At 71.3% G+C, this 24,784-nt stretch carries 14 protein-coding genes and 4 tRNA genes; 11 read left to right on the top strand and 7 right to left on the bottom strand.

Features of this window, described 5'->3' with window-relative positions; all coding sequences use genetic code 11:
- Positions 1 to 81 precede the first annotated feature (81 nt).
- Together ACGFQ9_RS06840 and ACGFQ9_RS06835 are read right to left on the bottom strand one after the other, a co-directional pair.
- Positions 82 to 351: a DUF3073 domain-containing protein gene (locus ACGFQ9_RS06840; RefSeq protein WP_393571949.1), complete on the bottom strand. Its 270-nt coding sequence runs from the start codon at positions 349 to 351 to the stop codon at positions 82 to 84.
- Positions 352 to 639: 288 nt separating this feature from the next.
- Positions 640 to 1,737, bottom strand: a complete 1,098-nt coding sequence (locus tag ACGFQ9_RS06835; protein WP_393571947.1) for a Leu/Phe/Val dehydrogenase — start codon at positions 1,735 to 1,737, stop codon at positions 640 to 642.
- 200 nt (positions 1,738 to 1,937) lie between these two features.
- Here ACGFQ9_RS06835 and ACGFQ9_RS06830 point away from each other — a divergent pair, with 200 nt between their 5' ends.
- Positions 1,938 to 2,792, top strand: coding sequence for a hypothetical protein (locus ACGFQ9_RS06830; protein ID WP_393571945.1), 855 nt, complete (start codon positions 1,938 to 1,940; stop codon positions 2,790 to 2,792).
- Positions 2,793 to 3,477: 685 nt separating this feature from the next.
- Positions 3,478 to 3,684, top strand: coding sequence for a developmental transcriptional regulator BldC (gene bldC, locus ACGFQ9_RS06825; protein ID WP_003949541.1), 207 nt, complete (start codon positions 3,478 to 3,480; stop codon positions 3,682 to 3,684).
- Positions 3,685 to 4,157: 473 nt separating this feature from the next.
- On the opposite strand, the gene ACGFQ9_RS06820 is transcribed toward bldC, so the two are convergent.
- Together ACGFQ9_RS06820 and hrpA are read right to left on the bottom strand one after the other, a co-directional pair.
- Positions 4,158 to 4,231 (bottom strand) — tRNA-Asp (locus ACGFQ9_RS06820).
- A 51-nt stretch (positions 4,232 to 4,282) separates the two neighbouring features.
- Entirely contained in the window at positions 4,283 to 8,230 is a 3,948-nt protein-coding gene (hrpA, locus tag ACGFQ9_RS06815; protein ID WP_393571943.1) for an ATP-dependent RNA helicase HrpA, read from the bottom strand.
- A gap of 117 nt (positions 8,231 to 8,347) precedes the next feature.
- Between hrpA and ACGFQ9_RS06810 the strand changes: the two genes are divergently transcribed.
- Both ACGFQ9_RS06810 and ACGFQ9_RS06805 read left to right on the top strand, forming a co-directional pair.
- Positions 8,348 to 9,175, top strand: a complete 828-nt coding sequence (locus ACGFQ9_RS06810; RefSeq protein ID WP_393571941.1) for a DsbA family protein — start codon at positions 8,348 to 8,350, stop codon at positions 9,173 to 9,175.
- Positions 9,175 to 10,002 carry a cytochrome c biogenesis CcdA family protein gene (locus ACGFQ9_RS06805; RefSeq protein ID WP_393571939.1) on the top strand — a complete coding sequence of 276 codons (828 nt, stop codon included), beginning with the start codon at positions 9,175 to 9,177 and terminating at the stop codon, positions 10,000 to 10,002. Before ACGFQ9_RS06810 ends, ACGFQ9_RS06805 begins: the two co-directional genes overlap by 1 nt.
- Before the next feature lie 130 nt (positions 10,003 to 10,132).
- Here ACGFQ9_RS06805 and ACGFQ9_RS06800 read toward each other — a convergent pair.
- From ACGFQ9_RS06800 to ACGFQ9_RS06790, 3 genes are all read right to left on the bottom strand, one after another.
- Positions 10,133 to 10,206, bottom strand: a tRNA-Phe gene (locus ACGFQ9_RS06800).
- A gap of 23 nt (positions 10,207 to 10,229) precedes the next feature.
- A tRNA-Asp gene (locus ACGFQ9_RS06795) sits at positions 10,230 to 10,303 on the bottom strand.
- A 38-nt stretch (positions 10,304 to 10,341) separates the two neighbouring features.
- A tRNA-Glu gene (locus ACGFQ9_RS06790) sits at positions 10,342 to 10,414 on the bottom strand.
- Between the two features lie 105 nt (positions 10,415 to 10,519).
- Between ACGFQ9_RS06790 and ACGFQ9_RS06785 the strand changes: the two genes are divergently transcribed.
- The 7 genes from ACGFQ9_RS06785 (at position 10,520) to ACGFQ9_RS06755 (ending at position 24,781) form a co-directional block, all read left to right on the top strand.
- Entirely contained in the window at positions 10,520 to 10,870 is a 351-nt protein-coding gene (locus tag ACGFQ9_RS06785; protein ID WP_393571937.1) for a metallopeptidase family protein, read from the top strand.
- A complete protein-coding gene (locus tag ACGFQ9_RS06780) occupies positions 10,867 to 11,361 on the top strand; it encodes a fluoride efflux transporter FluC (protein WP_393571935.1) in 495 nt (164 codons plus the stop codon). Before ACGFQ9_RS06785 ends, ACGFQ9_RS06780 begins: the two co-directional genes overlap by 4 nt.
- Positions 11,358 to 11,726 carry a fluoride efflux transporter FluC gene (locus ACGFQ9_RS06775; protein ID WP_393571934.1) on the top strand — a complete coding sequence of 123 codons (369 nt, stop codon included), beginning with the start codon at positions 11,358 to 11,360 and terminating at the stop codon, positions 11,724 to 11,726. Before ACGFQ9_RS06780 ends, ACGFQ9_RS06775 begins: the two co-directional genes overlap by 4 nt.
- Before the next feature lie 958 nt (positions 11,727 to 12,684).
- A complete protein-coding gene (locus tag ACGFQ9_RS06770) occupies positions 12,685 to 14,976 on the top strand; it encodes a DEAD/DEAH box helicase (RefSeq protein WP_393571932.1) in 2,292 nt (763 codons plus the stop codon).
- Positions 14,977 to 15,189: 213 nt separating this feature from the next.
- A complete protein-coding gene (locus tag ACGFQ9_RS06765) occupies positions 15,190 to 18,321 on the top strand; it encodes an FG-GAP-like repeat-containing protein (RefSeq protein WP_393571930.1) in 3,132 nt (1,043 codons plus the stop codon).
- A 512-nt stretch (positions 18,322 to 18,833) separates the two neighbouring features.
- Positions 18,834 to 21,779 (top strand): FG-GAP-like repeat-containing protein, encoded by a 2,946-nt coding sequence (locus ACGFQ9_RS06760; protein WP_393571929.1) that lies wholly within the window; start codon positions 18,834 to 18,836, stop codon positions 21,777 to 21,779.
- Entirely contained in the window at positions 21,779 to 24,781 is a 3,003-nt protein-coding gene (locus tag ACGFQ9_RS06755; protein WP_393571927.1) for an FG-GAP-like repeat-containing protein, read from the top strand. Before ACGFQ9_RS06760 ends, ACGFQ9_RS06755 begins: the two co-directional genes overlap by 1 nt.
- Positions 24,782 to 24,784 lie beyond the last annotated feature (3 nt).

Genomic DNA, 24,784 nt, shown 5'->3' with positions numbered 1-24,784 from the left:
GAAACCCGGTCCGGGCAATGCCCTGGACCGGGTTTCAGTGTGTGATGCGTTGTGTGCGAAGCGATGAGCGAGGTGAGCGCGTCAAGCGCCGCGACGCTGCTGCGACGGACCGGACTCGTCGTCCTCGTCCTCGTCGTCGTCGTTGTACAGCTCCGCGTAGCGGGCGTACGGGTCGTCCTCGTCCTCGTCGTCGTCCTCGAACGGCTCGCCATTCGGCGGCTGCTGCGAGAGCGGTTGCGAAGTCGATGCGCCCAGCTCGCTGGCCAGACGCGTCAGATCAGTCCCGCCGCTGCTGTACTTCAGCTGGCGGGCGACCTTCGTCTGCTTGGCCTTTGCCCGGCCGCGCCCCATGGCTCGACCCCCTCGGTGACGGGGCTCGACGGCCCCAGAGTCTTGACACGCGTTCATGGTTCGGAGCGGGCTCTCCGTGGAGAGACCGTCCTTAGGGCTTTAACGGTACCTGCTTCCGCGGCCATACGGTACGCCGCCCGCATGACGTGCCCCGGTGCAGTGACCATGAGACGCCCTGTACTCGCTGGTCAGCTGCGATTTTAACCCTTTATTGGCGGGCGACCCGCCGAAGTGCAGTGAGTCTTCTCTCGCCGCACCCCGGCGGGCGCAACCGGGGGGTCTTGACGCCTACGCGGTGCGGGCGGCGGCGCGGGCGTCCGCCATCCGCTGCTCGGCGATCCGGTCGGCCGCGGCGGCCGGCGGAATCCCATCGGCCTTCGCGCGCGCAAAGATCTCCAGCGTGGTGTCGAAGATCTTGGTGGCCTTGACCTTGCACCGGTCGAAGTCGAAGCCGTGCAGTTCGTCGGCGACCTGGATCACGCCGCCGGCGTTGACCACGTAGTCGGGTGCGTAGAGGATCCCGCGGTCGGCGAGGTCCTTCTCCACGCCCGGGTGCGCGAGCTGGTTGTTCGCCGCGCCGCAGACCACCCTGGCGGTCAGTACCGGCACCGAGTCGTCGTTCAGGGCGCCGCCCAGCGCGCAGGGGGCGTAGATGTCGAGGCCCGGGACGCGGATCAGGGCGTCGGTGTCGGCGACCGCCGTGACCTTGCCCGGGTGCTTGTCGAGGATCCGCTGCACCGACTCCTGGCGGACGTCCGTGATCACGACCTCGGCGCCGTCCTCCAGCAGGTGCTCGACCAGGTAGTGGCCGACCTTGCCGACGCCCACCACGCCGACCTTGCGGCCGCGCAGGGTCGGGTCGCCCCACAGGTGCTGGGCGCTGGCGCGCATGCCCTGGAAGACGCCGTAGGCGGTGAGCACCGAGGAGTCGCCGGCGCCGCCGTTCTCGGGGGAGCGGCCGGTCGCCCAGCGGGTCTCGCGGGCCACCACGTCCATGTCGGCGACGTAGGTGCCGACGTCGCAGGCGGTCACGTAGCGGCCGCCCAGGGACTCGACGAACCGGCCGTAGGCCAGCAGGAGTTCCTCGGACTTGAGGACGTCGGGGTCGCCGATGATCACGGCCTTGCCGCCGCCGTGGTCCAGCCCGGCGAGGGCGTTCTTGTACGACATGCCGCGCGCGAGGTTCAGCGCGTCGAGGACGGCCTCCTCGTCCGAGGCGTACGCGTGGAAGCGCGTACCGCCGAGGGCCGGGCCCAGCGCGGTGGAGTGGATGGCGATGACGGCCTTGAGACCACTTTCGCGGTCCTGGCACAGCACGACCTGCTCGTGGCCGCCCTGCTCCGTGCGGAACAGGGTGTGCAGGACGCCGTCGGTCATTTCGGTCACGGTGGTGACTCCCATGGAAGAGATGCGGCGGTGACCCTCCTGAGGGTGGGGAGGGCTTGTATGAGCAGCGTAAGACCTGGGCGGGCGGGCGCGGGGAGGAGTGGCCCGGATCACTCGCCCGGACTCCGTGCGCGCCCCACCCGCGCAGTACGCCGGGCGTGCGCGGAGTAGCTCCCGGCGGCGCGGGGGAAGAGTCGTGGGTGAGCGAATCCAGCGATCTCCCGGTCCCCTCGGCGCGCTCGGCGCCGACCGTTCCCTACGCCTCCTACCTGCGCGTTTACGAGCCGCTGGCGGCCTTCCCGGAGCCGGAGCGGACGCACTGGGCGGCGTACGTCCGGCGCGGCGAGCGGCCCACCGCCCAGGACGAACTGCGACGCTCGCTGGCGGAGTTGGTGCGGGTCCCGCCCTCGGGGGTGCCCGAGCGGGAGAGCTCGGACGCGTTCGCCGAGGAGGTGGACGGGGTGGTCCTGGTCTGCCCGTGGCGGACCCGGCTGCGCGGCTGGCTGGCGCTCGAGGAGCTCGTCGCGGATTTCCCGGCGCCTGTGCTGGACGCGGCGCTTCCGCCGGGGGTGCGGCGGCGGGCGGCCGAGGAGTACGGGCGCTGGCGGGAGCGGAACCCCGATGCCCGGCCGTGGATCCGCACGGCGGTCTGGCAGGTGCCGCTGCGCTGGTTCGTGCTCGTCGCGGACGAGGAGCGGGACTACTTGCCGGGGGAGCGTCTGCGCTACCGGACGCCGATGGTGCAGGCCCGGCGGCGGCTGGCGCGCGGGCTGCGGACGCTGCGGGAGGCGGAGGGCTATTCGGGCCTGGCCGAGGGGCTGGTGGAGGTCGGGAGCTGGCTGGAGGAGTTCCACCCGAAGTCGATGGTGGAGCTGGACTACGGCGGGCTGGTGCACGCGCTGCCGCCGGCCCGGCTGGCGGCGGACCGGTCGGCGGCGGACCTGGCGGCTGGGCTGGCGGCGCTGCGCGCCGGGGACGAGGAGGGTGCGCGGTCGGTGTACGGGGGGCTGGCGGAGCGCTGGCGGGCGGTGCGGGAGAGGCTGTTCGCCAACTGAAAGGAGACGCGCGTCACGTCCTGAAGGGAGAGACGCGTCACCTTCTGACGGGGAGACTCTTTGCCAGCCGGGGGAGGGAACCTTCGCCGGCCGGAGGCGCCGCCCTCCGGCGGGGGAGCCGGGCGCGGTCCTGTCGCCCGGACGGGAACTCCCCGTCACATGCCGCGTGTCGGTGCTATCGCCACAATGGGCACAATCAGGGATCATGGACCCGAACCCAGGCATTGGGGTCCTAGTGCCAGGACCTACGTCCCGATACGGGCCATTGGCCCAAGCGTGACGGACCGCACTAACCACACCCTTGCGCCGTTCCCCTACCCTCGTGCCAAAATAGGACAAGGAGTCCGGGGAGGGTTCCTTCCGTCCAACTAAGGGCGGAATGCTCGGCATTGCACTCTATGGGGGGTCTCGCGACTCCTGATCGCTCTGTGACTGATCGTTACGGTGGGGTGACTGTCCGTTATGGGCGGGTCCATCGGCTTCCGCCGCTGATGAACACCTCGGAGGGCAATTCCGTCGGTTTGGCCGACGAGGCTGGACAGATGGTGTAGTTGTAGTGCCGAGGACAAGCCGTTCGTCCTATAACCGACTCGGCCCGCGTCTGTCCATTTCGGGCAACGCGGGCCAAGGTGCAGAATTTAGAGGAAAGAACCGAGATGGTTCGGTTCTCCCGAGGAGGCCGCTCATGACCGCTCGCACCCCTGATGCCGAGCCGCTGCTGACCCCGGCTGAGGTCGCCACGATGTTCCGCGTGGACCCGAAGACGGTGACCCGCTGGGCCAAGGCCGGCAAGCTGACGTCCATCCGCACCCTGGGTGGGCACCGCCGTTACCGCGAGGCCGAGGTTCGTGCTCTGCTCGCGGGCATTCCGCAGCAGCGCAGCGAGGCGTAAGGCCGCGCAGCACCCGTAGCACCCGTAGCACCCCGCTTCACCGGGTTCGAACGGATCCCCCAATCCGATGTGACCCACCCTGCTCCACCGACTGGGCCTGCCCCAACAGGTTCACCACGTCGTTCGATCGCGCTGGACTCCGCCGGGTCCAGCGCGATCTTTTTTGTGCCCCGGAGGCTCTTCGTCCGTGCCCCGGTCCGCCTTCCGGCCGGCTCCCCCGGGCCGCGCCCACGGGGAGGTGCCATTGCACATATTAAATTGAGGCCGCGTAGGGGTGCGATAAAAGAGGGGATCTCAGAAATTCGTGTGGTGACCCCTGTCACAGTGGATCACTCTTGTGTACGAGGCGGTGCACTCGTAAGGGGGATTCTCGCTCTTGGGCGGCATCGCTGTCCCCGGAAACAGGAAACGCGTGGAAAGACAAAAACGACTCAGGGCCCGTATCCGATGGGATACGGGCCCTGAGTCTGTTGCGATCCTGACGGGACTTGAACCCGCGACCTCCACCTTGACAGGGTGGCGAGCTAACCAACTGCTCCACAGGACCTTGGTTGCGAGTCAGACTGTACAGCAGTTCTGGGGTCCAGGTCGAACCGGGTCACGGCGCCGCGGCGTCCACCGCCTTCACGATGCGCTTGTCGGAGATCGGGTACGCCGTCCCCAGGGCGTGCGCGAAATAGCTGACCCGGAGTTCCTCGATCATCCAGCGGATCTCGGTCACCTCGCCCGGCACCGGCCGCCCCTTGGGCAACTGCTCCAGCAGCCAGGCGTACTCGTCCTGCATCTCGTGGACCTTCTCCATGCGCGTGGTGTCGCGCTGGACCGCCGTCGGCATCTGCTGCAGCCGCCGGTCCACCGCCACCAGGTAGCGCATCAGGTCCGGCAGCCGCTTCAGCCCGGTCAGCGTCACGAAACCGGCCGGCACGAGGGCCGCCAGCTGCGTCCTGACGTCCTGGAGGTTGTTCACCAGGGCAAGGCTGTTGGTGGCCTTCAGGCGGCGCTCACAGGCCTGCCAGGCGGCCAGGATCTGCTGCACCTGCCCGACCGTGCGCACGGTGGTGTCCACCAGGTCGGCCCGTACGGAGTCGAAGAGCCTGGCGAAGCCCGCCTCGTCCCATGCCGGGCCGCCGTGGTCGGCGATCAGCTTGTCGGCCGCCGCCGTCGCGCAGTCGTCGAACAGCGCCTGGACGGAGCCGTGCGGATTGCGGGACAGCGCGAGCTTCTGCTGGTTGGTCAGCTTCTCGGAGGCGAACTTCGCCGGGTTCACCGGAATGTTCAGCATGATCAGCTTCCGGGTGCCCAGCCACATCGCCCGCTGCTGCTCGGCCTCCGTGTCGAAGAGCCGGACGGACACGCTGTCGCCCGCGTCCACCAGCGCCGGGAACGCCTTCACCGGCTGCCCGGCCCGCCGGGTCTCGAACACCCGGGTGAGCGAGCCGATCGTCCAGGCGGTCAGGCCGGTGCGCTCCAGGGACTCCCCGCCCGAGCGCTCGGCGGTGGCCGCGGCGGCCTTGGAGAGCGCCTGGCGGGCCTTGGGCTTCAGCCTCAGCCGCAGGGCCTCCAGGTCCTTGTCCTCGGCGAGCTTCTTGCGGCGCTCGTCGACGATCCGGAACGTGATCTTCAGGTGGTCCGGGATCCGGGAGAGGTCGAAGTCCCCGGCCGACACCGGCACCCCGACCATCCGCTGCAGCTCCCGGGCCAGGGCCGCCGTCAGCGGCTCCTGCAGGGCCCCGCCGCCCTCGGCGGCGGAAGCCGCCACGGTCGACAGGAAGCGGCCAGCGAAGTTCGGCGCGGGCACGTAGTGCCGGCGGACCGGCTTCGGCAGGGACCGGATCAGCTCCGTGACGACCTCTTCCCGCAGACCGGGGATCTGCCAGTCGAAGCCCTCCTCGGTGACCTGGTTCAGCACCTGGAGCGGAACGTGCACGGTGACGCCGTCCGCGTCCGCACCCGGCTCGAACTGGTAGGTGACCCTGAACTTCAGGGCGCCCTGCCGCCAGGTGTCCGGGTAGTCGGCCTTGGTGACCCCGGCCGCCTTCTCGGTGAGCAGCATCTCCCGTTCGAAATCAAGGAGTTCGGGCTCCTCGTGGCGCTTGTGCTTCCACCAGGAGTCGAAGTGCGCGCCCGATACGACGTGTTCGGGGATCCGCTGGTCGTAGAAGTCGAAGAGGGTCTCGTCGTCGACGACGATGTCCCGCCGCCGGGCCCGGTGTTCGAGCTCCTCGACCTCGGTGAGCAGCCTGCGGTTGTCGGCGTAGAACTTGTGGTGGGTCCGCCAGTCGCCCTCGACCAGCGCGTTCCGGATGAACAGCTCGCGCGAGACCTCGGGGTCGATCCGCCCGTAGTTGATCTTCCGCTGGGCGACGATCGGAACCCCGTAGAGGGTGACCCGCTCGTACGCCATCACGGCCGCCTGGTCCTTCTCCCAGTGCGGCTCGCTGTACGTGCGCTTGATCAGGTGCTGGGCCAGCGGCTCGACCCACTCCGGCTCCACCTTGGCGTTGACCCGGGCCCACAGCCGCGAGGTCTCCACCAGCTCCGCCGACATCACGAACTTGGGCTGCTTCTTGAACAGAGCCGAGCCCGGGAAGACCGCGAACTTCGCCGACCGGGCACCGAGGTACTCGTTCTTGTCGGTGTCCTTCAGGCCGATGTGCGAGAGCAGGCCGGCCAGCAGCGACACGTGCACGTGCTGCTCCGGGGCGTCCTCCTCGTTGAGGTGGATGCCCATGGTCTTGGCGACCGTACGCAGCTGGGAGTAGATGTCCTGCCACTCCCGGATCCGCAGGAAGTTCAGGTACTCCTGCTTGCACATCCGGCGGAACGAGGACGAGCCGCGCTCCTTCTGCTGCTCGCGGACGTACCGCCACAGGTTGAGGAAGGCCAGGAAGTCGGAGGTCTCGTCCTTGAACCGGGCGTGCTGCTGGTCGGCCTGGGTCTGCTTGTCCGAGGGGCGCTCGCGCGGGTCCTGGATGGACAGGGCCGCGGCGATCACCATGACCTCGCGGACGCAGCCGTTCTTGTCGGCCTCGATGACCATCCGGGCCAGGCGGGGGTCGACGGGGAGCTGGGAGAGCTTCCGGCCGAGCGGGGTGAGCTGCCTCTTCGGATCCTTCTGGGCGGGGTCCAGCGCGCCCAGCTCCTGGAGCAGCTGCACGCCGTCGCGGATGTTGCGGTGGTCCGGCGGGTCGATGAAGGGGAACTTCTCGATCTCGCCGAGGCCGGCCGCGGTCATCTGCAGGATGACGGAGGCCAGGTTGGTGCGCAGGATCTCGGCGTCGGTGAACTCCGGGCGGCCGTCGAAGTCGTCCTCGGAGTACAGCCGGATGCAGATGCCGTCCGAGGTACGGCCGCAGCGGCCCTTGCGCTGGTTGGCGCTGGCCTGGGAGATCCGCTCGATGGGCAGCCGCTGCACCTTGGTGCGGTGGCTGTAGCGGGAGATCCGGGCGTTGCCCGGGTCGATCACGTACTTGATGCCGGGGACCGTCAGGGAGGTCTCGGCCACGTTCGTCGCGAGGACGATCCGGCGGCCGGTGTGCGGCTGGAAGACCCGGTGCTGCTCGGCGTGCGAGAGCCGGGCGTAGAGCGGCAGTACTTCGGTGAAGCGCAGCTTCAGCTTGTTCAGGGCGTCCGCGGTGTCGCGGATCTCCCGCTCGCCGGAGAGGAAGACGAGTATGTCGCCGGGCCCCTCCTTCTGCAGCTCGTCGACGGCGTCGCAGATGGCGGTGATCTGGTCCCGGTCGGACTCCTCGGAATCCTCCTCCAGCAGGGGCCGGTAACGCACCTCCACCGGGTACGTACGGCCGCTGACCTCGACGATCGGGGCGTCGCCGAAGTGGCGGGAGAAGCGCTCCGGGTCGATGGTCGCCGAGGTGATCACGACCTTGAGGTCGGGACGCTTCGGCAGCAGCTGGGCGAGGTAGCCGAGGAGGAAGTCGATGTTGAGGCTGCGCTCGTGGGCCTCGTCGATGATGATCGTGTCGTAGGCGCGGAGCTCGCGGTCCGTCTGGATCTCGGCGAGCAGGATGCCGTCCGTCATCAGCTTCACGAAGGTCGCGTCCGGATCCACCTGGTCGGTGAAGCGGACCTTCCAGCCGACGGTCTGCCCGATCTCGGACTTCAGCTCGTCGGCGATCCGCTCCGCCACCGTGCGGGCGGCGATCCGGCGGGGCTGAGTGTGCCCGATCATGCCCCGGACGCCGCGGCCCAGCTCCATGCAGATCTTGGGGATCTGCGTGGTCTTGCCGGAACCGGTCTCACCGGCGACGATCACGACCTGGTGGTCGCGTATCGCCTCGGCGATCTCGTCCTTCTTCTGGCTGACCGGCAGCGATTCGGGGTAGGTGACCCCGGGCATGCGGGCGGCACGGCCGGCCAGCCGTTCGGCGGCCTTCGCGGCCTCCGCGGCGATCTCGTCGAGCACGGCCTGCTTGGCCTCGGGCTTGCGGATGCGTCGAGCGCCTTCGAGGCGACGGCCGAGCCGGTGAGCGTCGCGGAGCGAGGTCTCACCGAGCAGCGTCTGCAGGGCGGCGAAGGAAGTAGACATACGTAACCGAGGATCTCACCCGGGCCCGCCGACTGGCGAACCAATTGAGTGCCCCACTTGTAGCATTTGCGGACGAGATCCCCTGAAACGCCCTGTCGTACGAGTGAGAGGCCCGTCATGCCCCGCCCCGGGACGCCCGCGTCCAAGAAGCCGCCGAAGCCGCTGTTGATCTCCGCGGGGGTGGCGCTGCTCGCCGTCGTCATGGGACTCGCCTCCTGGCAGGCCACCGCCCCGGAGGAGGACCGCGGCTGGTTCGCCTACGAGCCGCTCCCCTCCTCGGCGCAGTCCTCCCCGGCCCCCGGGAGCACCGGCAGCGGCACCGGCGCCCGGTCGGACCTGCTCGCCCTGGCCCGCCGGGATGCCGGGGACAAGCTGGCCGTGGGCCGGGCGGACGCCCCGGTGGTGCTGATCGAGTACGCCGACTACCGGTGCGGCTACTGCGGCAAGTTCGCGCGCGACACCGAACCCGGGCTGATCGGGAAGTACGTGGACAACGGCACCCTCCGGATCGAGTACCGGAACTTCCCGATCTTCGGCGGGGAGTCCGAGGCCGCCGCCCGCGCCGCCTGGGCCGCCGCGCAGCAGGGCCGCTTCCACGCCTTCCACTCCGCCGCCTACGCCAAGGGCGAGAAGGAGAAGGGCTTCGGTGCGGACCGGCTGGTCGAGCTGGCCCGGCAGGCCGGTGTCCCGGACCTGGAGCGGTTCCGGGCCGACACGGCCGGTACGGCGGCCGGGGAGGCCGTGGCCAGGGACCAGGAGGAGGGCCACCGGATCGGGGTCTCCTCCACCCCGTCCTTCCTGGTCAACGGCGAGCCCATCGCGGGCGCCCTGCCGTCGGGCGAGTTCGAGGCGGCCATCGAGCGGGCCGCGGCGAGGGCGGCGGCCGGGAAGTCCCCGGCGGCCCCGTCCGGGACGCCGTCGGCGGTGCCCCCGGCGGCCCGCTGATGGAGATCGGGTACCTGGCCGCGCTGCTGGGCGGCCTCCTCGCGCTGCTCTCGCCGTGCAGCGCCCTGCTGCTCCCGGCCTTCTTCGCCTACTCGATCGACTCCGCCTCGCGGCTGCTCGCCCGTACCGGCATCTTCTACGCCGGCCTGGCGAGCACCCTGGTACCGCTGGGCGCGGCCTCCTCGACCGCCGGGCGGTTCTTCCACGGGCACCGGGACGCCCTGGTGCTGTCCGGAGGCTGGCTGATCATCGCGCTGGGCCTGGCCCAGATCCTGGGCCTCGGCTTCGCCTCCCGGCGGCTCTCCGAGCTCTCCGGCCGGATCCGCCCGACCACCGTGCTGTCCGTGTACGCCCTGGGCGCCGTCTACGGGCTGGCCGGGTTCTGCGCCGGCCCGATCCTGGGCAGCGTCCTGACGGTGGCCGCGGTGTCCGGCTCCCCGGTCTACGGAGGCCTGCTGCTGGCCGTGTACGCCCTGGGGATGGCCGTGCCGCTGTTCCTGCTGGCGCTGCTCTGGGAGCGGTTCGAGCTGGGGCGGCGGCGCTGGCTGCGCGGGCGGGCCTTCTCGGTGGGCCGGCTGGAGCTGCACACCACCTCGCTGCTGTCCGGGCTGTTCTTCGTGGCGCTGGGCGCGATGTTCCTCGCGTACGACGGGGCGAGCGCGCTGCCGGGGCTGCTGGACGTGGACGACTCGTTCGCGGTGGAGCAGTGGGTGCGCGGGGCGGCGGACGGGGTGCCGGACTGGGCGGTGCTGGGGCTGGTGGCCCTGGGCGGCCTCGGGGCCGGCGTGGTGCGGTGGCGCCGTGACGGGGTTCGTCCGGAGGAGTGATCGTTGCCGGGACTCGTCCGGACGGGTGACCGCCCGTCCGGACGGGTGTGCCGGGAGCACTGGGAAGGCGCAGGCAAGGCGCAGGGAGAACGAGGAAGGCCCCGTCCAATGGACGGGGCCTTCCTTCTTGTGGCTGGGGCCGGGGTCGAACCGGCGACCTATCGCTTTTCAGGCGATCGCTCGTACCAACTGAGCTACCCAGCCACGAGGACTCTTTCGAGCCTCAGCGATCCTGACGGGACTTGAACCCGCGACCTCCACCTTGACAGGGTGGCGAGCTAACCAACTGCTCCACAGGACCATGTTCGTGCGAGAACAAGTCTCGCACAGGGTTGTGCGTGCCCCCAACGGGATTCGAACCCGTGCTACCGCCTTGAAAGGGCGGCGTCCTGGGCCACTAGACGATGAGGGCTAAGAGGCCCGCCTGGGCGCTTTCCAGCGCGTCGGGGACGTGAGAAGCATATGGGATGCGGGGAGCTATCGCCAAAACGATTCCCGCCGGAGGGAGAATGGCCGGGTGCTGGAGATGACGCGTGAGGAGTTCGAGGAGCTCGTCGCAGAAGCCCTGGACCGGATCCCGCCCGAGCTGACGCGGCTCATGGACAACGTGGCGGTGTTCGTGGAGGACGAGCCGCCGGCGGACGATCCGGAACTCCTCGGGCTGTACGAGGGGACTCCGCTCACGGACCGCGGCGAGTGGTACGCCGGGGTCCTGCCGGACCGGATCACGATCTACCGCAACCCGACCCTGCGGATCTGCGAGAACAGGGAGGAAGTGGTCGAGGAGACCGAGATCACCGTGGTGCACGAGATCGCCCACCACTTCGGGATCGACGACGACCGGCTGCACGCCCTGGGGTACGGGTGACCCGTCCGGTACCGGACGCGGAGGCGATCGATCCCGACGTCGACCTCCATGTGCCCGCGCAGCGCGCCGAGCCGCAGGGGCGGGTGCTGGCCGTGGTCGCGGTCGGCGGCGCCCTCGGGGCGGTGGCGCGTTACGGGGTCTCGCTGTTGTGGCCGGGTGCGCCCGGCGGGTTCCCCTGGGCCACCTTCTGGATCAATGTCACCGGCTGCGCGCTGATCGGCGTGCTGATGGTGCTGGTGAGCGAGGGCGGGCGGACGGCGCACGCGCTGGTGCGGCCGTTCCTGGGGACGGGTGTGCTCGGAGGCTTCACCACCTTCTCGGCGTACGCCCTGGACTTCGCGCGGCTGCTGGACGAGGGCGAGGCCGCCACGGCGCTGGCGTACGCCGGCGGGACGGTCGCCGGGGCGCTGGGCGCGGTGTGGCCGGCCGCCGTGCTGACCCGGCGGGCCGTCCGGGGACGGGCGGCCGGGGACCGGCGGCGGTCCGGATGAACTGGCTGCTGGTGGTGGCCGGGGCGGCGGTCGGCGCCCCGCTGCGGTACCTGACGGACCGTGCGGTCCAGCTGCGGCACGACTCGGCGTTCCCGTGGGGGACGTTCACGGTCAACGCGGCCGCCTGCCTGGTGCTCGGCGCGCTGGCCGGGGCCTCGCTCTCGGCCGGTCCGTACGCGCTGCTCGGGACGGGACTGTGCGGGGCGCTGAGCACGTACTCCACCTTCTCGTACGAGACCCTGCGGCTGGCCGAGCTCGGCCGGGGCTTCCTGGCCGCGGCGAACGTGGCGGCGTCGGTGCTGGTCGGGCTGGGCGCCGTACACCTGGGGTGGCAGCTGGCGGAGCAACTGGCGGGCCGGGCCTGAGCGCTGGGCGCGGGTGTTCGAGGACAGGTCGTGTCCGCAGGGGCGTGTCCCCGGCGGGGCGAAGGGAGTTGGGCACACTGACCCGCTGTCCGCGGGCGCTCCGTCGCACTCGCCACCCCCGGAGGTGCCACCCGTGCGCCAGTTCTCCACGTCCCTCCGACTGGCCGTCACCGCGATCGCGGTCGCGGCGGCGGCGGGCTGCATGAGCGTGAGCGACGATTCCGCGAAGCCCTCGCCGTCCTCGTCCGGAGACCGCCGGGGGGCGGCCGCCGAGTCGGGCGGTGCCGGCGGCTCCGGGCGCGGGTCCGGTGGTCACGCCTCCGGGCACGGCAAGCGGACCGGCGCGGAGGGCAAGGACGTGAAGCCGGGCGAGGAGGGCAAGCCCGCGCCGGCCGGGGCCACGCCCAGCCCCGGTGCTTCGCCCGGCGCACCCGGCGGGCCCTCGCCATCGGCCGGGCCGGCCGGCCCCGGTGGTGTGGCAGGCGGGACGGGCCCCGGTGGGGGCTCGGGCGGCGGGGGCCAGGGGCCGAAGGACCCGCCCCCCGGACCCGGTGATTCCGGTGGCTCCGGGGGTGGTGATCCCACCCCGCCGGTCCAGCCGCCCACGCCGGAGCCGCCTGTGACGGACCCCACACCGGAGCCGCCGGTGGACCCCGGGCCCAGCACGGGACCCGACCCCCAGCCCCAGGCCGCGGGCTGACCTGGGCGGATGCGGGCCGGGGCGGGGGCGGGTCCGGCCGGGATGCGAGCCCGGCTGCCCTCCGGCCTGCGGATTTGCCATGGTGGGGGAGAGGTGCGTATGGTTATAGATCGTTTGATCCCATTGCCCGGCGCCGAACCCGAAGAGCGCCGCGTGGCGCGTACTCTCCCTTGCCGTGGCTGACCGCATGAGGCGGTCGAATTTGCGATTCACGGAGTTTGGGCGCGTGCCGAGACTCCGGAAGGTTTTCGCATTCGCATGTCCATTTCCAGTTCTGACCGTGCCGTCATGCCCGAGAACGACGCCGCTGAGGCCGTCGAGGCCCTTGTGGTCGACGAGACCATCGAGGCGTACGAGGCGGAGATCGCGGCCGAGGCCGACATCGACGTCGAGGCCGACGCCGACATCGACGACATCGACGCCGATGCCGACGCCGAGGAGCCGGCCGAGCCGACCATCACCTTCGGGGACCTCGGTCTTCCGGAGGGTGTCGTCCGCAAGCTCGGTCAGAACGGTGTGACCACCCCGTTCCCGATCCAGGCCGCGACCATCCCGGACGCCCTGGCCGGCAAGGACATCCTGGGCCGCGGCCGCACCGGCTCCGGCAAGACCCTCTCCTTCGGTCTCCCGCTGCTGGCCACCCTGGCCGGCGGCCACACGGAGAAGAAGAAGCCCCGCGGTGTCATCCTCACCCCGACCCGTGAGCTCGCGATGCAGGTCGCGGACGCCCTCCAGCCCTACGGCGACGTGCTCGGCCTGAAGATGAAGGTCGTCTGTGGCGGTACCTCCATGGGCAACCAGATCTACGCCCTGGAGCGCGGTGTCGACATCCTCGTCGCCACCCCGGGCCGACTGCGCGACATCATCAACCGCGGCGCCTGCTCCCTGGCAGAGGTCCAGGTCGCGGTCCTCGACGAGGCCGACCAGATGGCCGACCTGGGCTTCCTGCCCGAGGTCACCGAGCTGCTCGACCAGGTCCCGACCGGCGGCCAGCGCCTGCTGTTCTCGGCCACCCTCGAGAACGAGATCGACACCCTGGTCAAGCGCTACCTGGTGAACCCGGTCACCCACGAGGTCGACCCGTCGGCCGGCGCGGTCACCACCATGACCCACCACGTGCTGGTCGTGAAGCCGAAGGACAAGGCCCCGGTCACCGCGGCCATCGCCGCCCGCAAGGGCCGCACCATCATCTTCGTCCGCACCCAGCTGGGCGCCGACCGCATCGCCGAGCAGCTGCGCGACGCCGGCGTGAAGGCGGACGCGCTCCACGGCGGCATGACCCAGGGCGCCCGTACCCGCACGCTGGCCGACTTCAAGGACGGCTACGTCAACGCGCTCGTCGCCACCGACGTCGCCGCCCGCGGCATCCACGTCGACGGCATCGACCTGGTCCTGAACGTGGACCCGGCCGGTGACCACAAGGACTACCTGCACCGCTCGGGCCGTACCGCCCGCGCCGGCCGCTCCGGCGTGGTGGTCTCCCTGGCCCTGCCGCACCAGCGCCGCCAGATCTTCCGCCTGATGGAGGACGCGGGCGTGGACGCCTCGCGCCACATCGTCGGCGGGGCGGGGGCGTTCGACCCGGAGGTCGCCGAGATCACCGGCGCGCGTTCGCTCACCGAGGTCCAGGCTGACTCCGCGAACAACGCCGCCAAGCAGGCCGAGCGCGAGGTCGCCGACCTGACCAAGCAGCTGGAGCGGCTCCAGAAGCGTGCCGTCGAGCTCCGCGAGGAGGCCGAGCGCCTGGTCGCCCGCGCCGCCCGTGAGCGCGGCGAGGACCCGGAGGCCGCGGTGGCCGAGGTGGCTGAGGCCGCCGAGGCGGAGCTGGCCGAGGCGGTTGCCGCCGCTGCCGCCGAGGCGGAGCGTGCCGAGCGTGCCGAGCGCGCCGAGCGCCGCGACGAGCGGGGCAACTTCGAGCGCCGGGACCGGCGTGACGACAACCGGGGCGGCGACCGTGGCGGCTTCCGCCGCGACGACAACCGCGGCGACCGCGGCGGCGACCGCGGCGGCTTCCGCCGGGACGACAACCGCGGTGGCGACCGTGGTGGCTTCCGCCGGGACGACCGTGGTGACCGTGGCTTCGAGCGCCGTGACGACAACCGTGGCGGTGGCTTCCGCCGCGACGACCGTCGTGACGACAACCGCGGTGGCGACCGTGGCGGTTTCCGCCGGGACGACCGTGGTGACCGTGGCTTCGAGCGCCGTGACGACAACCGTGGCGGTGGCTTCCGCCGCGACGACCGTGACAACCGTGGTGGCGGCTTCAACCGTGACCGCCGTGACGACCGCGGTGGCTTCGAGCGCCGCGACGACCACCGCGGTGACCGTGGCGGCTTCCGCCGCGACGACCGCCCGTCCGGCGGCTTCCGCTCCGGCGGTGGCGACCGTCCGTTCAACCGCGACCGCCGCGACGACCGTCCCTCGGGCGGCTTCCGCTCCGGCGGCGGTGACCGCCCCTACGGCCGCCGCGACGACCACCGCCCGTCCGGCTCCGGCTCCGGCTCCTTCGGCCGCCGCGACGACAAGCCGCGCTGGAAGCGCAACGGCTGACGGTAGCTTCTGACCCGCGGACAGGGCCCGTACGACACCTCGTGTCGTACGGGCCCTGTCCCGTTTCCGGGGTCGTTTCAGGGGTCGTTTTCCGGGCTCGGAAAATCCGTGCGCGGGCTCGTACATCCATTCCGGTTACCCGTGGGTCATGCATGGCGATAACGCGTCGACCCATGCAGGAGAAGCGACAGCACCGCTTCGGTGGAGGAGCCCATGTCATCCGCTTTTGGACGGAAGAGAGCCGTCCGCACCGCTCAGGCCGCGCTGCTGGCGCTGTCCACCGCCGTGGCCGCGGCAGCACTCGTCCCCGCGCCGGCCTTCGCGGAGACACCCGCGCCGCCCGGGCAGGTGGACGTCGCGCCGAACTGGCGGAGCGAGCCGCGTCTCGGGGCGATCCTGAACGTGGGCCCGACCGGGTACGCGCACGACCCGGACTTCTGGGACGGCAACGGCCCGATCATGTGGACCAGCTACGCGACGGGTGCGAGCACGCCGCTGACGTCCACCCATGACAGGGGTGTGCCCCACCGGTTCGGCACCGGCTCCGACACCGTGGCACTGCCGGAACACCTGAGCGAGAGCGTCACGCTCAAGGACATGGCGACCGGCCTGAGCACCAAGGTCGAGGTGCCCGCGTACGACATCAACTACGGCACGTTCGGCTCGTCCGTCCTGGTCGGGCAGTCCGCGGAGCTCGAGAACGGCTCGGGCCGCAGGGTGGTGGGCCTGTACCTCCTGCGCGTGGAGAACGGGACCGTCACCAAGGTCCCCGTCACCGGATGGCCCGAGGGCACCGACCCGGCCACGGTGAAGGCGGCGGGCGGCGACGCCCGGTCCGCCGTGGTGAAGTTCGCGGCCCCCGGCGGGGAGCAGTGGAACGCCGACCGCTTCGGCCTGATCGACCTGGCGACGGGCACCCTCCAGTGGCGGGCCGCCGGCACCTGGGACGTCTCGGCCCTGGACGGCGACCGCTTCGCCTGGCGTGAAGGGCGCGAGATCCACGTGGTGAACCGCGCGGACATCACCGCCACGCCGAGGTCCACGACCGTCCCCGAGGACCTGAACCCGGACGAGTTCACGCTGGTCGGCGACTGGATCGTGCTCCCGGAGACCGACAGCGGCGGATCCCTGGCCATCGGCCGGGCGCTGGTGGCGCTGTCGGCGGACGGCACCCAGCGCCGTGTCCTGCTGGACAGCGTCCAGCGGGACACCGCCCAGTTCCCGGACTCGGGTGCCTTCGCCATCGGCGGCAGCAACGCCGAGGACTGGAACGCGTACCGGGTGGTGCCCGCCGCCGACGGTGCCCCGGAGCTGCGGAAGCTGATGCGGGTCGAGCCGGTGCCGGTGGAGGTCGACGCCGTCGCGGCCGGCCGCGGGACCGTCTTCGCCGCCGAGACGGGCGGGGTCTCGGGACCCGGCTTCTACAGCCGGACGCTGACGCCGGCCGGCGTGCCGACCGCCTCGGGCAGGCCGGAGTTCCTCGGCCGGGAGGCGAACAGCCAGTACTCCTGCGGGTACCGGACGTGCGACAGCCTGGTCGCGACCGGTGACGGGCGGGTCGTCGCGGCCGTCAACTACGGGCGGGAGGTGGTGGCCCGCGGCACCGACGGCAAGGTGACCCGGGTCCCGACCGGTGTGTCCTCGGCCACCGTCCTCGACGCCTTCGGGCGCTACGCGGCGGTCACCAGCGGCGGGCGGATGCGCGGGACGCCGGAGACCACGGGCTCGCTGCTCGTCGTCGACTTCGACACCGCGAAGGTGGTCCTGAAGAAGCCGAAGGCGGCCGCGTCGGTATGGGGCACCACCCTGTATTCGGCTTCGTCCGCGGTCCCCGGCGAGATCACCGTGACCGACCTGGTCACCGGCAAGGACACGGGCACGCTGAAGACCGGCCAGTCCTGCGTGCCCATCGACCTCCAGACCTCGGGCCCGTGGCTCTCCTGGTCCTGCGAGTCGTTCCGGAAGAGCGGGGCCCTCAACCGGGTCACCGGCGGGACCGCGGCCCTGCCCGGCGGGGAGGGCCTGCTCGGCGACGGCTGGTTCGTGCAGACCCAGTCCTGGCCCTACCTCCGGATCACCTCCTTCCAGGCGGGCGCGCCCGCGTCGCGGGACCTGTCCCTGCCGCTGATGTGGCGGGGCGGCGCCCTGGTCATCCGTTCCTCGTACACCGTCGACCGGTTCGGCGGCGGCATCACGTACGTGGACGGCGACAACCGCATGCACACCCTGGCGCCGGAGACGCCGGCCTCGGCGCTCGGCGCGGCCGCCCAGGACGCTCCGGCCACCGCCGACGTGAGCGGCACCGGCACCTGGCAGGCCCGCTGGGCCCTGTCCAAGCCGGCCGCCTCCTGGAGCCTGGCGCTGGTCCGCAAGGCGACCGGCGCGACCGTGCGGACGTACGGCGGCGGTGAGGCGCGCGCCCTGGTCCAGCAGGTGTGGAACGGGAAGGACGCGGCCGGGAAGTACGTCCCGAACGGGGAGTACGGGTGGACGCTGACGGCGAAGCCGGCCGACGGGCAGGGCGCCGACCTGAAGGTGTCCGGGTCGGTGAAGGTGTCCGGCGGGGCCGAGGTGCGCCGGGACCACGTCGGGAAGGACGGGTTCGGGGATCTGGTGACCCTGGACGCGGCGGGTGCGCTGACCTTCCACGGTGGTGACGGCAAGGGTGGTCTGAGCGGGGCGAAGGTGTCCGGCGCGGGCTGGCCGACGACGTCCACGGTCGTCCCCTTCGGGGACATGAACGGTGACCGGTGCAATGACGTCCTGGTGCGGAACTCGACCGGGACGCTGCGGCTGTACCAGCCGGCGTGCGGGGCGGGCGTGCCCGCCTCGATGGGTTCGAAGTGGCTGGGCACGGGCTTCGGCGCGTACGACGTGCTGACCTCGCCGGGCGATGTGACCGGTGACGGGCGGGCGGACCTGCTGGGCCGGGAGGCGGCGAGCGGGGACCTGTACCTGTTCGCGCAGGACGCGGGGGCGGTGCTCAAGCCGCGGGTGAAGGTCTCGGCGGGCTGGAAGACGTACAAGCAAGTGGTCGGCGCCGGTGACCTGAACGGTGACGGCCGCGGGGATCTGCTGGCCGTGGACTCCGCCAACACCCTGTGGCGGTTCGACGGTGCCGGGAACGGCACCTTCAAGGCCCGTGTCCAGGTCAACGGTGCCGGCTGGGCCAACGGCCGGGTGCAGTTCATCGGCGTCGGGGACATCAGCGGGGACGGCAAGGCCGACCTGGTCTCCCGGAACGCGGCCGGTGAGCTGCTCCGCAACAGCGGCGACGGCAAGGGCGGCCTGCTGGCCACCGTGAAGATCGCCACCGGCTTCGGCGGGTACAAGGGCCTCTTCTAGCCGGTCCTGCAGGGGCCCGTCACGGCAAATGGGTGCCGTGACGGGCCCCTTCGCATGTCCACGCCGGGGAGGGGGTGCGAGAGGCGGGACGGAAAGCGGAAGAAGTGTTTGCACTTCTTGATCCCGTACATCCCTTTGTGTCCCGGGCGAGTCGGATCCCGTGGTGCGTCCGGACAGCCGAACACGCATGTACGACACGCATGTTGCTGTGCAACAGCGGCGACGGCAAGGGCGGCTTGCTGGCCACCGTGAAGATCGCCACCGGCTTCGGCGGGTACAAGGGCCTCTTCTGGCGCGGCGGTTGGTGAGGAGCCCGTACGGCAGGCCGGTGCCGTACGGGCCCTTTCCGTACCCCGAATGCGGTGAAAGCGGAAAGATCCATATCACTTTCCTGATCGCGTACATCCCTGGGCGTTCCACGTGGGTCAGACCCTGCGGGGTCGCGCGCTGCACGCGTGCCTTCGCCCCTCATGAGCCTGATCCCAGGGGGAATTTTGCTGCGCAGAACTTCCGTGGCTGTCGCCGTCGTGGCGACCTTCGCCACCGCTGTCCCGCTGACCACGGCCACCTCCGTGGTCGCTGCCGAAACACCCGCGGCCGCGGCCGCCGCTGCCGCCGAGTACGTCATCCCGGCGAGGATGGAGCCGGACTTCACCTGGACTCCGGTCCTCGCCGCCGCGTCGGGATACGTCGTGAAGGGGAAGACGCCCGGCAGCCTCGTCTGGCGCACCTACGGACAGGCTGACGGCACCCCGCTGGTGGTGCCGGCCGGCACCACCATGGTCGAGGCCGGGCCGAACTCCCTCGCCTTCGTGAAGAAGGCGTCGGGTGCGGATCCGGCCGTGGTGACCTTCCGCGACATGCGCAACGGCGCCGAGTCGGTGCTCACCCTGCCGGCCGGGCACACGTACCAGGCGGTCGTCGGGGACAGCGTGCTCAGCTCCACCGCCGAGACCGGCGGTGCGCTGATGCACTGGCTCGGCCTGGAGGGCGGGCAGATCAAGGACAAGCCGATCACCGTGCTGCCGGCGGGCGGTGCCACGCTGGCCGGCCACAGTGCTTCAGGGGCTCTGCTCAAGGCCGGTGGGGAGCACTTCTTCGTGACTCCCGCCGGCGCAGTCCGCCCCGCACCGGGAGGGACCCTGGCGGGTGACGCCCTGTTCCAGAGCCACAGCGGTTCGTCAGGGGACAGCACCTACTCGTGGGAGGTGGTCTGGGACACCCGGCGGTCGCTTGCCGCGAAGGACAGCAGGACCGTCTACGGCACCGTCCACGGCTTCGTGGGCAGCGAGGTGCTCGCCGGCGTGTCCGCGTTCACCTGGGAGAACACCCAGACGCGCCGGCAGTTGTTCACGGGCGCGGGTGTGCGATGGAGCCATGCGCTGCCCGGGGACCGCATCCTCGTCGTCGGCGAGTCCGGGGCCGGGTACGGGGTGCACCTCGTCACGAAGGGCGCCGACGGCAAGGCGGTGGTCACCAAGCAGCTGGACGTCCCGCAGGTGCCGCGCAAGGTCAACAGCATGGTGATGGACAACGGGCGGCTGCAGACGGCCGACTCGGGCACCAAGGGCACCCCGGTCCTCAGCGAGTACCTGATGCCCTCCGCGGGCGTGCCGCGGGCCGGCGCGTGGTCCTCGACGACCAGGGTCCTCGACAACGGCCAGGGACTGTCCTGCACCGAGAGCCGTTGTGCGCCCACCGTGGCCACCGGCGACGGTGGAGTGGTCTTCGCCGAGGGATCCCCCTTCCACATCGCGCCGGGGAAGGCGCCCAAGATGCTGTACTGGGCCAAGGCGCAGCCCGGCAGCGCCCAGGCGTCCGGCCGCTACCTGGCCTACCTGAGGCAGGGCACCACCCAGCCGCTGGCGGAGGTCCTCGACCTGGACACGGGGGCGAAGCTGCGGAGCATCGCCGCCCCCGGCGGCACGTTCGCGCTGTCGGGTTACTGGCTGTGGCGGGAGAAGTCCGCGGGTGTGCTGGAGGCGGTGGACGTCCGCACCGGCGCCGTCGTACGGACGGAGAAGCCGGCCGACTGCGACATCAAGGCACTCGACGCGTGGGGGACCGCGGTCTACTGGAAGTGCGACGGGAAGTCGGGGGTGTACAACACCTCGGCGAAGAAGAACGTGGCGTCGCTGCCGGCCCACAACACCGCCCGCCTGGGGCTCGGATTCGTGGCCTGGGAGAAGGACGGGGTGGTGAAGTCCACCGACTTCCGGGGCACCACGGGCACCCGTGAGATCGGCCGGCCCGCCGACGCCGTCCACTCCCGGGGCTGGACGGTCGACAAGTACTCCGGCCGGATCGCCTACCGCGACGCCGGCCACAACATCCACGTCGCCTCCGCGGGGATCTCCGCGACGCCGAACCTGTCCGCGATCGACCGGGAGGTCCCGACGGCCGCCTATGTCGGCGGCGGCAAGCCCTGGCAGGCGGGCTGGTTCATGAACAAGTCCGTCTCCGGCTGGACGCTGACGCTGCGCGCCAAGGGCAGCGGCACCGTGGTGCGGACGCTCGGGGACCAGGACGGGCGCGGCGCCCTCCGCGTGTCCTGGGACGGCAAGGACTCCTCGGGCAAGCCCGTGGCGAACGGCACGTACGAGTGGACGCTGACCGCCAAGCCCGCGGATGGTGCCGGCCCGGAGCTGAAGCAGACCGGGGCGGTGCTGATCACCTCGGGTGACGCGCCCCGCCGGGACTTCACGGGTGGTGACGGCTTCGGTGATCTGCTGACCCTCGACGCCAAGGGGGAACTCGTCTCCCACCAGGGCGACGGAAAGGGCGGCCTGGGCACGAAGGCATCGGTCACCAGGGGCTGGCCGCTCACCGCCACCTTCGTGCCGTTCGGGCAGCTGGATGACGACCGCTGCAACGACGTCCTCGTGCGGGACGCGGCCGGTGAGCTCGTGGCCTACCAGGGGCTGTGCTACGAGAACCCGGGCCTGTGGAACCCGAAGTCGCTGGGGAAGGGCTGGAACGCGTACGACGTGCTGACCTCCGCCGGCGACGTGACCGGCGACGGGCGGACGGACCTGCTGGGCCGTCAGGCGAGCACCGGAGACCTGTACCTGTTCGCCCAGGACCACTTGAGTGGGCTGAAGCCGGGCGTGAAGGTCTCCGGCGGCTGGAAGGGGTACCGGCAGGTGGTCGGCGCCGGTGACCTGAACGGCGACGGCCGCGGTGACGTCCTGGCCGTGGACGCGGCGAACACGCTGTGGCGGTTCGACGGCGTGGGCAACGGCACCTTCAAGGCCCGGGTCCAGGTGAACGGCGCGGGCTGGGCCAAGGGCCGGGTCCAGCTGATCGGAGTCGGGGACATCTCCGGCGACGGCGCGGCGGACATCGTCTCCCGGAACGAGGCGGGTGAGCTGCTCCGCAACAGCGGGGACGGCAAGGGCGGCCTCCAGGCCACCACCACGATCGCCACCGGTTTCGGCGGCTACAAGGGGATCTACTGATGCAGAAGACGAAGGGCAACGGGATGCGGGGCGCCGCGGCTGCCGGCGCCGTGGTGCTGGCGGCCACCGCGGTACCGCTCGCCATGGCCGGCGGAGCCGCGGCGTCCGCCGCGATGCCCCCCTCGGCCGCCGAGCACGTGATTCCGGCCCGGAAGACGGCCGACCCGTACCCGGCCCCCGTGGCCACGACCGCCGAGGGTTTCCTGCGGAAGGCATCCACGGCGGACACCTACACGTGGACGGCGTACGGCAGTGATGAGGCCAAGCGGGTGGGCCCGTTCCCGGGAACCGTCCACCGGGCCGGGGAGCACACGGTCGCCTTCGTGCAGACCAAGGCCTCCGGGACCACCGTCACCTTCCGCGACATGAGGGACGGTTCGGCGAAGACCCTCACCGTCCCCGCGGCGCAGGCGTTCCAGGCGGTCGTCGGCGAGAGCGTCCTCACCAGGACGACCGGCGAATCGTCCGTGCACTGGCTGACCCTGGAGGACGGGCGGCTGGTGGACCGCGTCGTGCACGGTGTGCCCTATTCCTGGACCGAGGTCCGGGGCTACAACCGGCACGGTGCGCTCCTGAAGGTCTCGGACACGTTCTACTGGGTGACCCCGGACGGAAAGGTCAGCGAGTCGGCGGCGTTCGAGGACATGAGGGTCGTCGGCGACTGGCTGTTCACCACCGACCGGTCCGATGACACCCTGGCCCGCTGGTTCAAGGTCTGGGACGCCAAGGGTTCCCTGGACCCGGGTGCGGCCAAGCAGGTCAACGAGCCCTACCTGCACTCCGGGGGGAACCTCGTCGGGGTCGTCGGCGGGGACGCCGTGCAGCTGGCCGCCGACGGCAGGCTGTACGCGCTGCCGCTGGACGGCGGCGCCCCCCGGGTCCTGGCCGACAAGGCCACCACGGCCACGGCCGGCCCGGGCGGAACCGTCGTCGCGACCGCCTTGCAATCCGACGGCAGCCATGCCCTGCACGCGGTCGTACCCGGTGAGGACGGCCGGGCCGTCGTCCGCCGCTCCACCCTGCCCGAGGTTTCGCAGTCCATCGCCCGGATCGCGATGGACAACGGCCGGGTGCACGTCATCAACCGCTATCCGTTGCCGGAGGCCGGGCTCAGCCAGTACGTGATGGCTCCCGCCGGGGCACCCCAGGCCGGTACCTGGCGGAATCGCCCGACCTCGGTGGGGAAATACTTCCCGAAGCGCTGCGAGGTGCCCGCTTCCTGCCCCGATCTGCTGCCCGTGGGAGAGGGCCAGCTGCTGGCCGACGCCCCCGGGAACGCGTTCCTGCGGATCCAGAACAACGACAGCACCACCCCGCACACGAACATCGCCAAAGCCCCCGGGACCCTGCAGGGGTCCGGACAGTACGCGGCCTGGCTCGCCGAGGACCGCAAGACGGTCGGCCTGTTCAACATCTACGCGTGGACCACACCCGCTCCGGCCCCCGTCCCGGTGCACGACGGCGTCTTCGCGCTGTCCGGATCATGGGTGTGGCGCGAGCAGTCCACGGGTGCGCTGGAGGCGGTGGACGTACGGACCGGTTCGGTGGTCCGCACCGCGAAGGTGGCCGACTGCGATGTCACGGCCCTGGAGGCGTGGGCCAGTTCGGTCTACTGGAAGTGCGACGGCACCAAGTCCGGCGTGTACGACACCTCGACGAGGGCCAACGAGCCGCTGCCCGCCCACAACAGTGCGCGGCTGGGCAACGGTTTCGTCGCCTGGGAGAAGGGCGGCGTCCTGTACTCCACGGCGCTGCGCGGGACTTCCGGCACCCGGGAGATCGGCAGGCCGGCGAGCGTACGCCCCGGCGAGGGCTGGGCGGTCGACCGGCAGTCCGGCCGGATCGGCTGGGCCGACGCCGGCGATGCGATCCACGTGGTGGACGCCGGGGTGCCGGCGGTCGGCCTGTCCTCGTACGACCGGAACATGCCGGCGGAGGCGGTCGTCAACAAGGGCGGAGGGCTCGGGTGGCAGGCGAACTGGTGGCTGAACCACCCGGCCGCGTCCTGGAGCCTCACCTTCACCCGCAAGGCGAACGGCGCCGTGGTCCGGACGATCAACGGCACGGAGGCGCGCGGTGAGATCCGGGCCGTCTGGAACGGCAGGGACGAAGCCGGCAAGCTCGCCCCCACCGGGGAGTACGTCTGGACGCTGACCGCCAAGCACGGTGACGCCGGTGTCGCCGATCTGAAGGCGTCGGGCACGGTCCCGCTCAGGAGCGCGACCGAACAGCCCCGCGACCTCGCGGGCAACGACGGCCTCGGCGATCTGGTGACGCTGGACGCCAAGGGCGCGCTGACCTTCCACGGGGGTGACGGCAAGGGCGGTTTCGGCGGCGCGAAGGTGACCGGCACGGGCTGGCCGACGAACTCGACGGTGATCCCCTTCGGCGACCTCAACGGTGGCCGGTGCAACGACGTGCTGGTCCGGAACTCGGCGGGCACGCTGCGTTCGTACCAGCCGGCCTGCGGGACGGCGGTGACCCCGGCCACGGGCAGCACCTGGCTGGGCACGGGCTGGAACGCGTACGACGTGCTGACGTCGGCCGGTGATGTCACCGGGGACGGTCGGGCCGACCTGCTGGGCCGCCAGGCGGCCACGGGTGACCTGTACCTGTTCGCCCACGACGGCTCGGGCGCGCTCAAGCCGGGCGTGAAGGTGTCCGGCGGCTGGAAGTCCTACCGGCAGGTCCTTGGCGCCGGTGACCTGAACGGTGACGGCCACGGTGATCTGCTGGCCGTGGACTCCGCGAACACGCTGTGGCGCTTCGACGGCACGGGCAAGGGCACGTTCAAGGCGCGGGTGCAGGTCAACGGTGCGGGCTGGGCTTCCGGCCGCGTGCAGTTCATCGGTGTCGGGGACGTCTCCGGTGACGGCAAGGCCGACATCGTGTCCCGGAACGCGGCCGGTGAGCTGCTGCGCAACAGCGGCGACGGCAAGGGCGGCCTGCAGGCCACGGTGAAGATCGCCACCGGCTTCGGCGGCTACAAGGGAATCTACTGAGGG

The sequence above is a fragment of the Streptomyces sp. NPDC048603 genome, assembly GCF_043199475.1.
In the GTDB taxonomy this organism is placed as follows: domain Bacteria; phylum Actinomycetota; class Actinomycetes; order Streptomycetales; family Streptomycetaceae; genus Streptomyces.
This window is presented reverse-complemented; position numbering and strand designations above follow the sequence as displayed.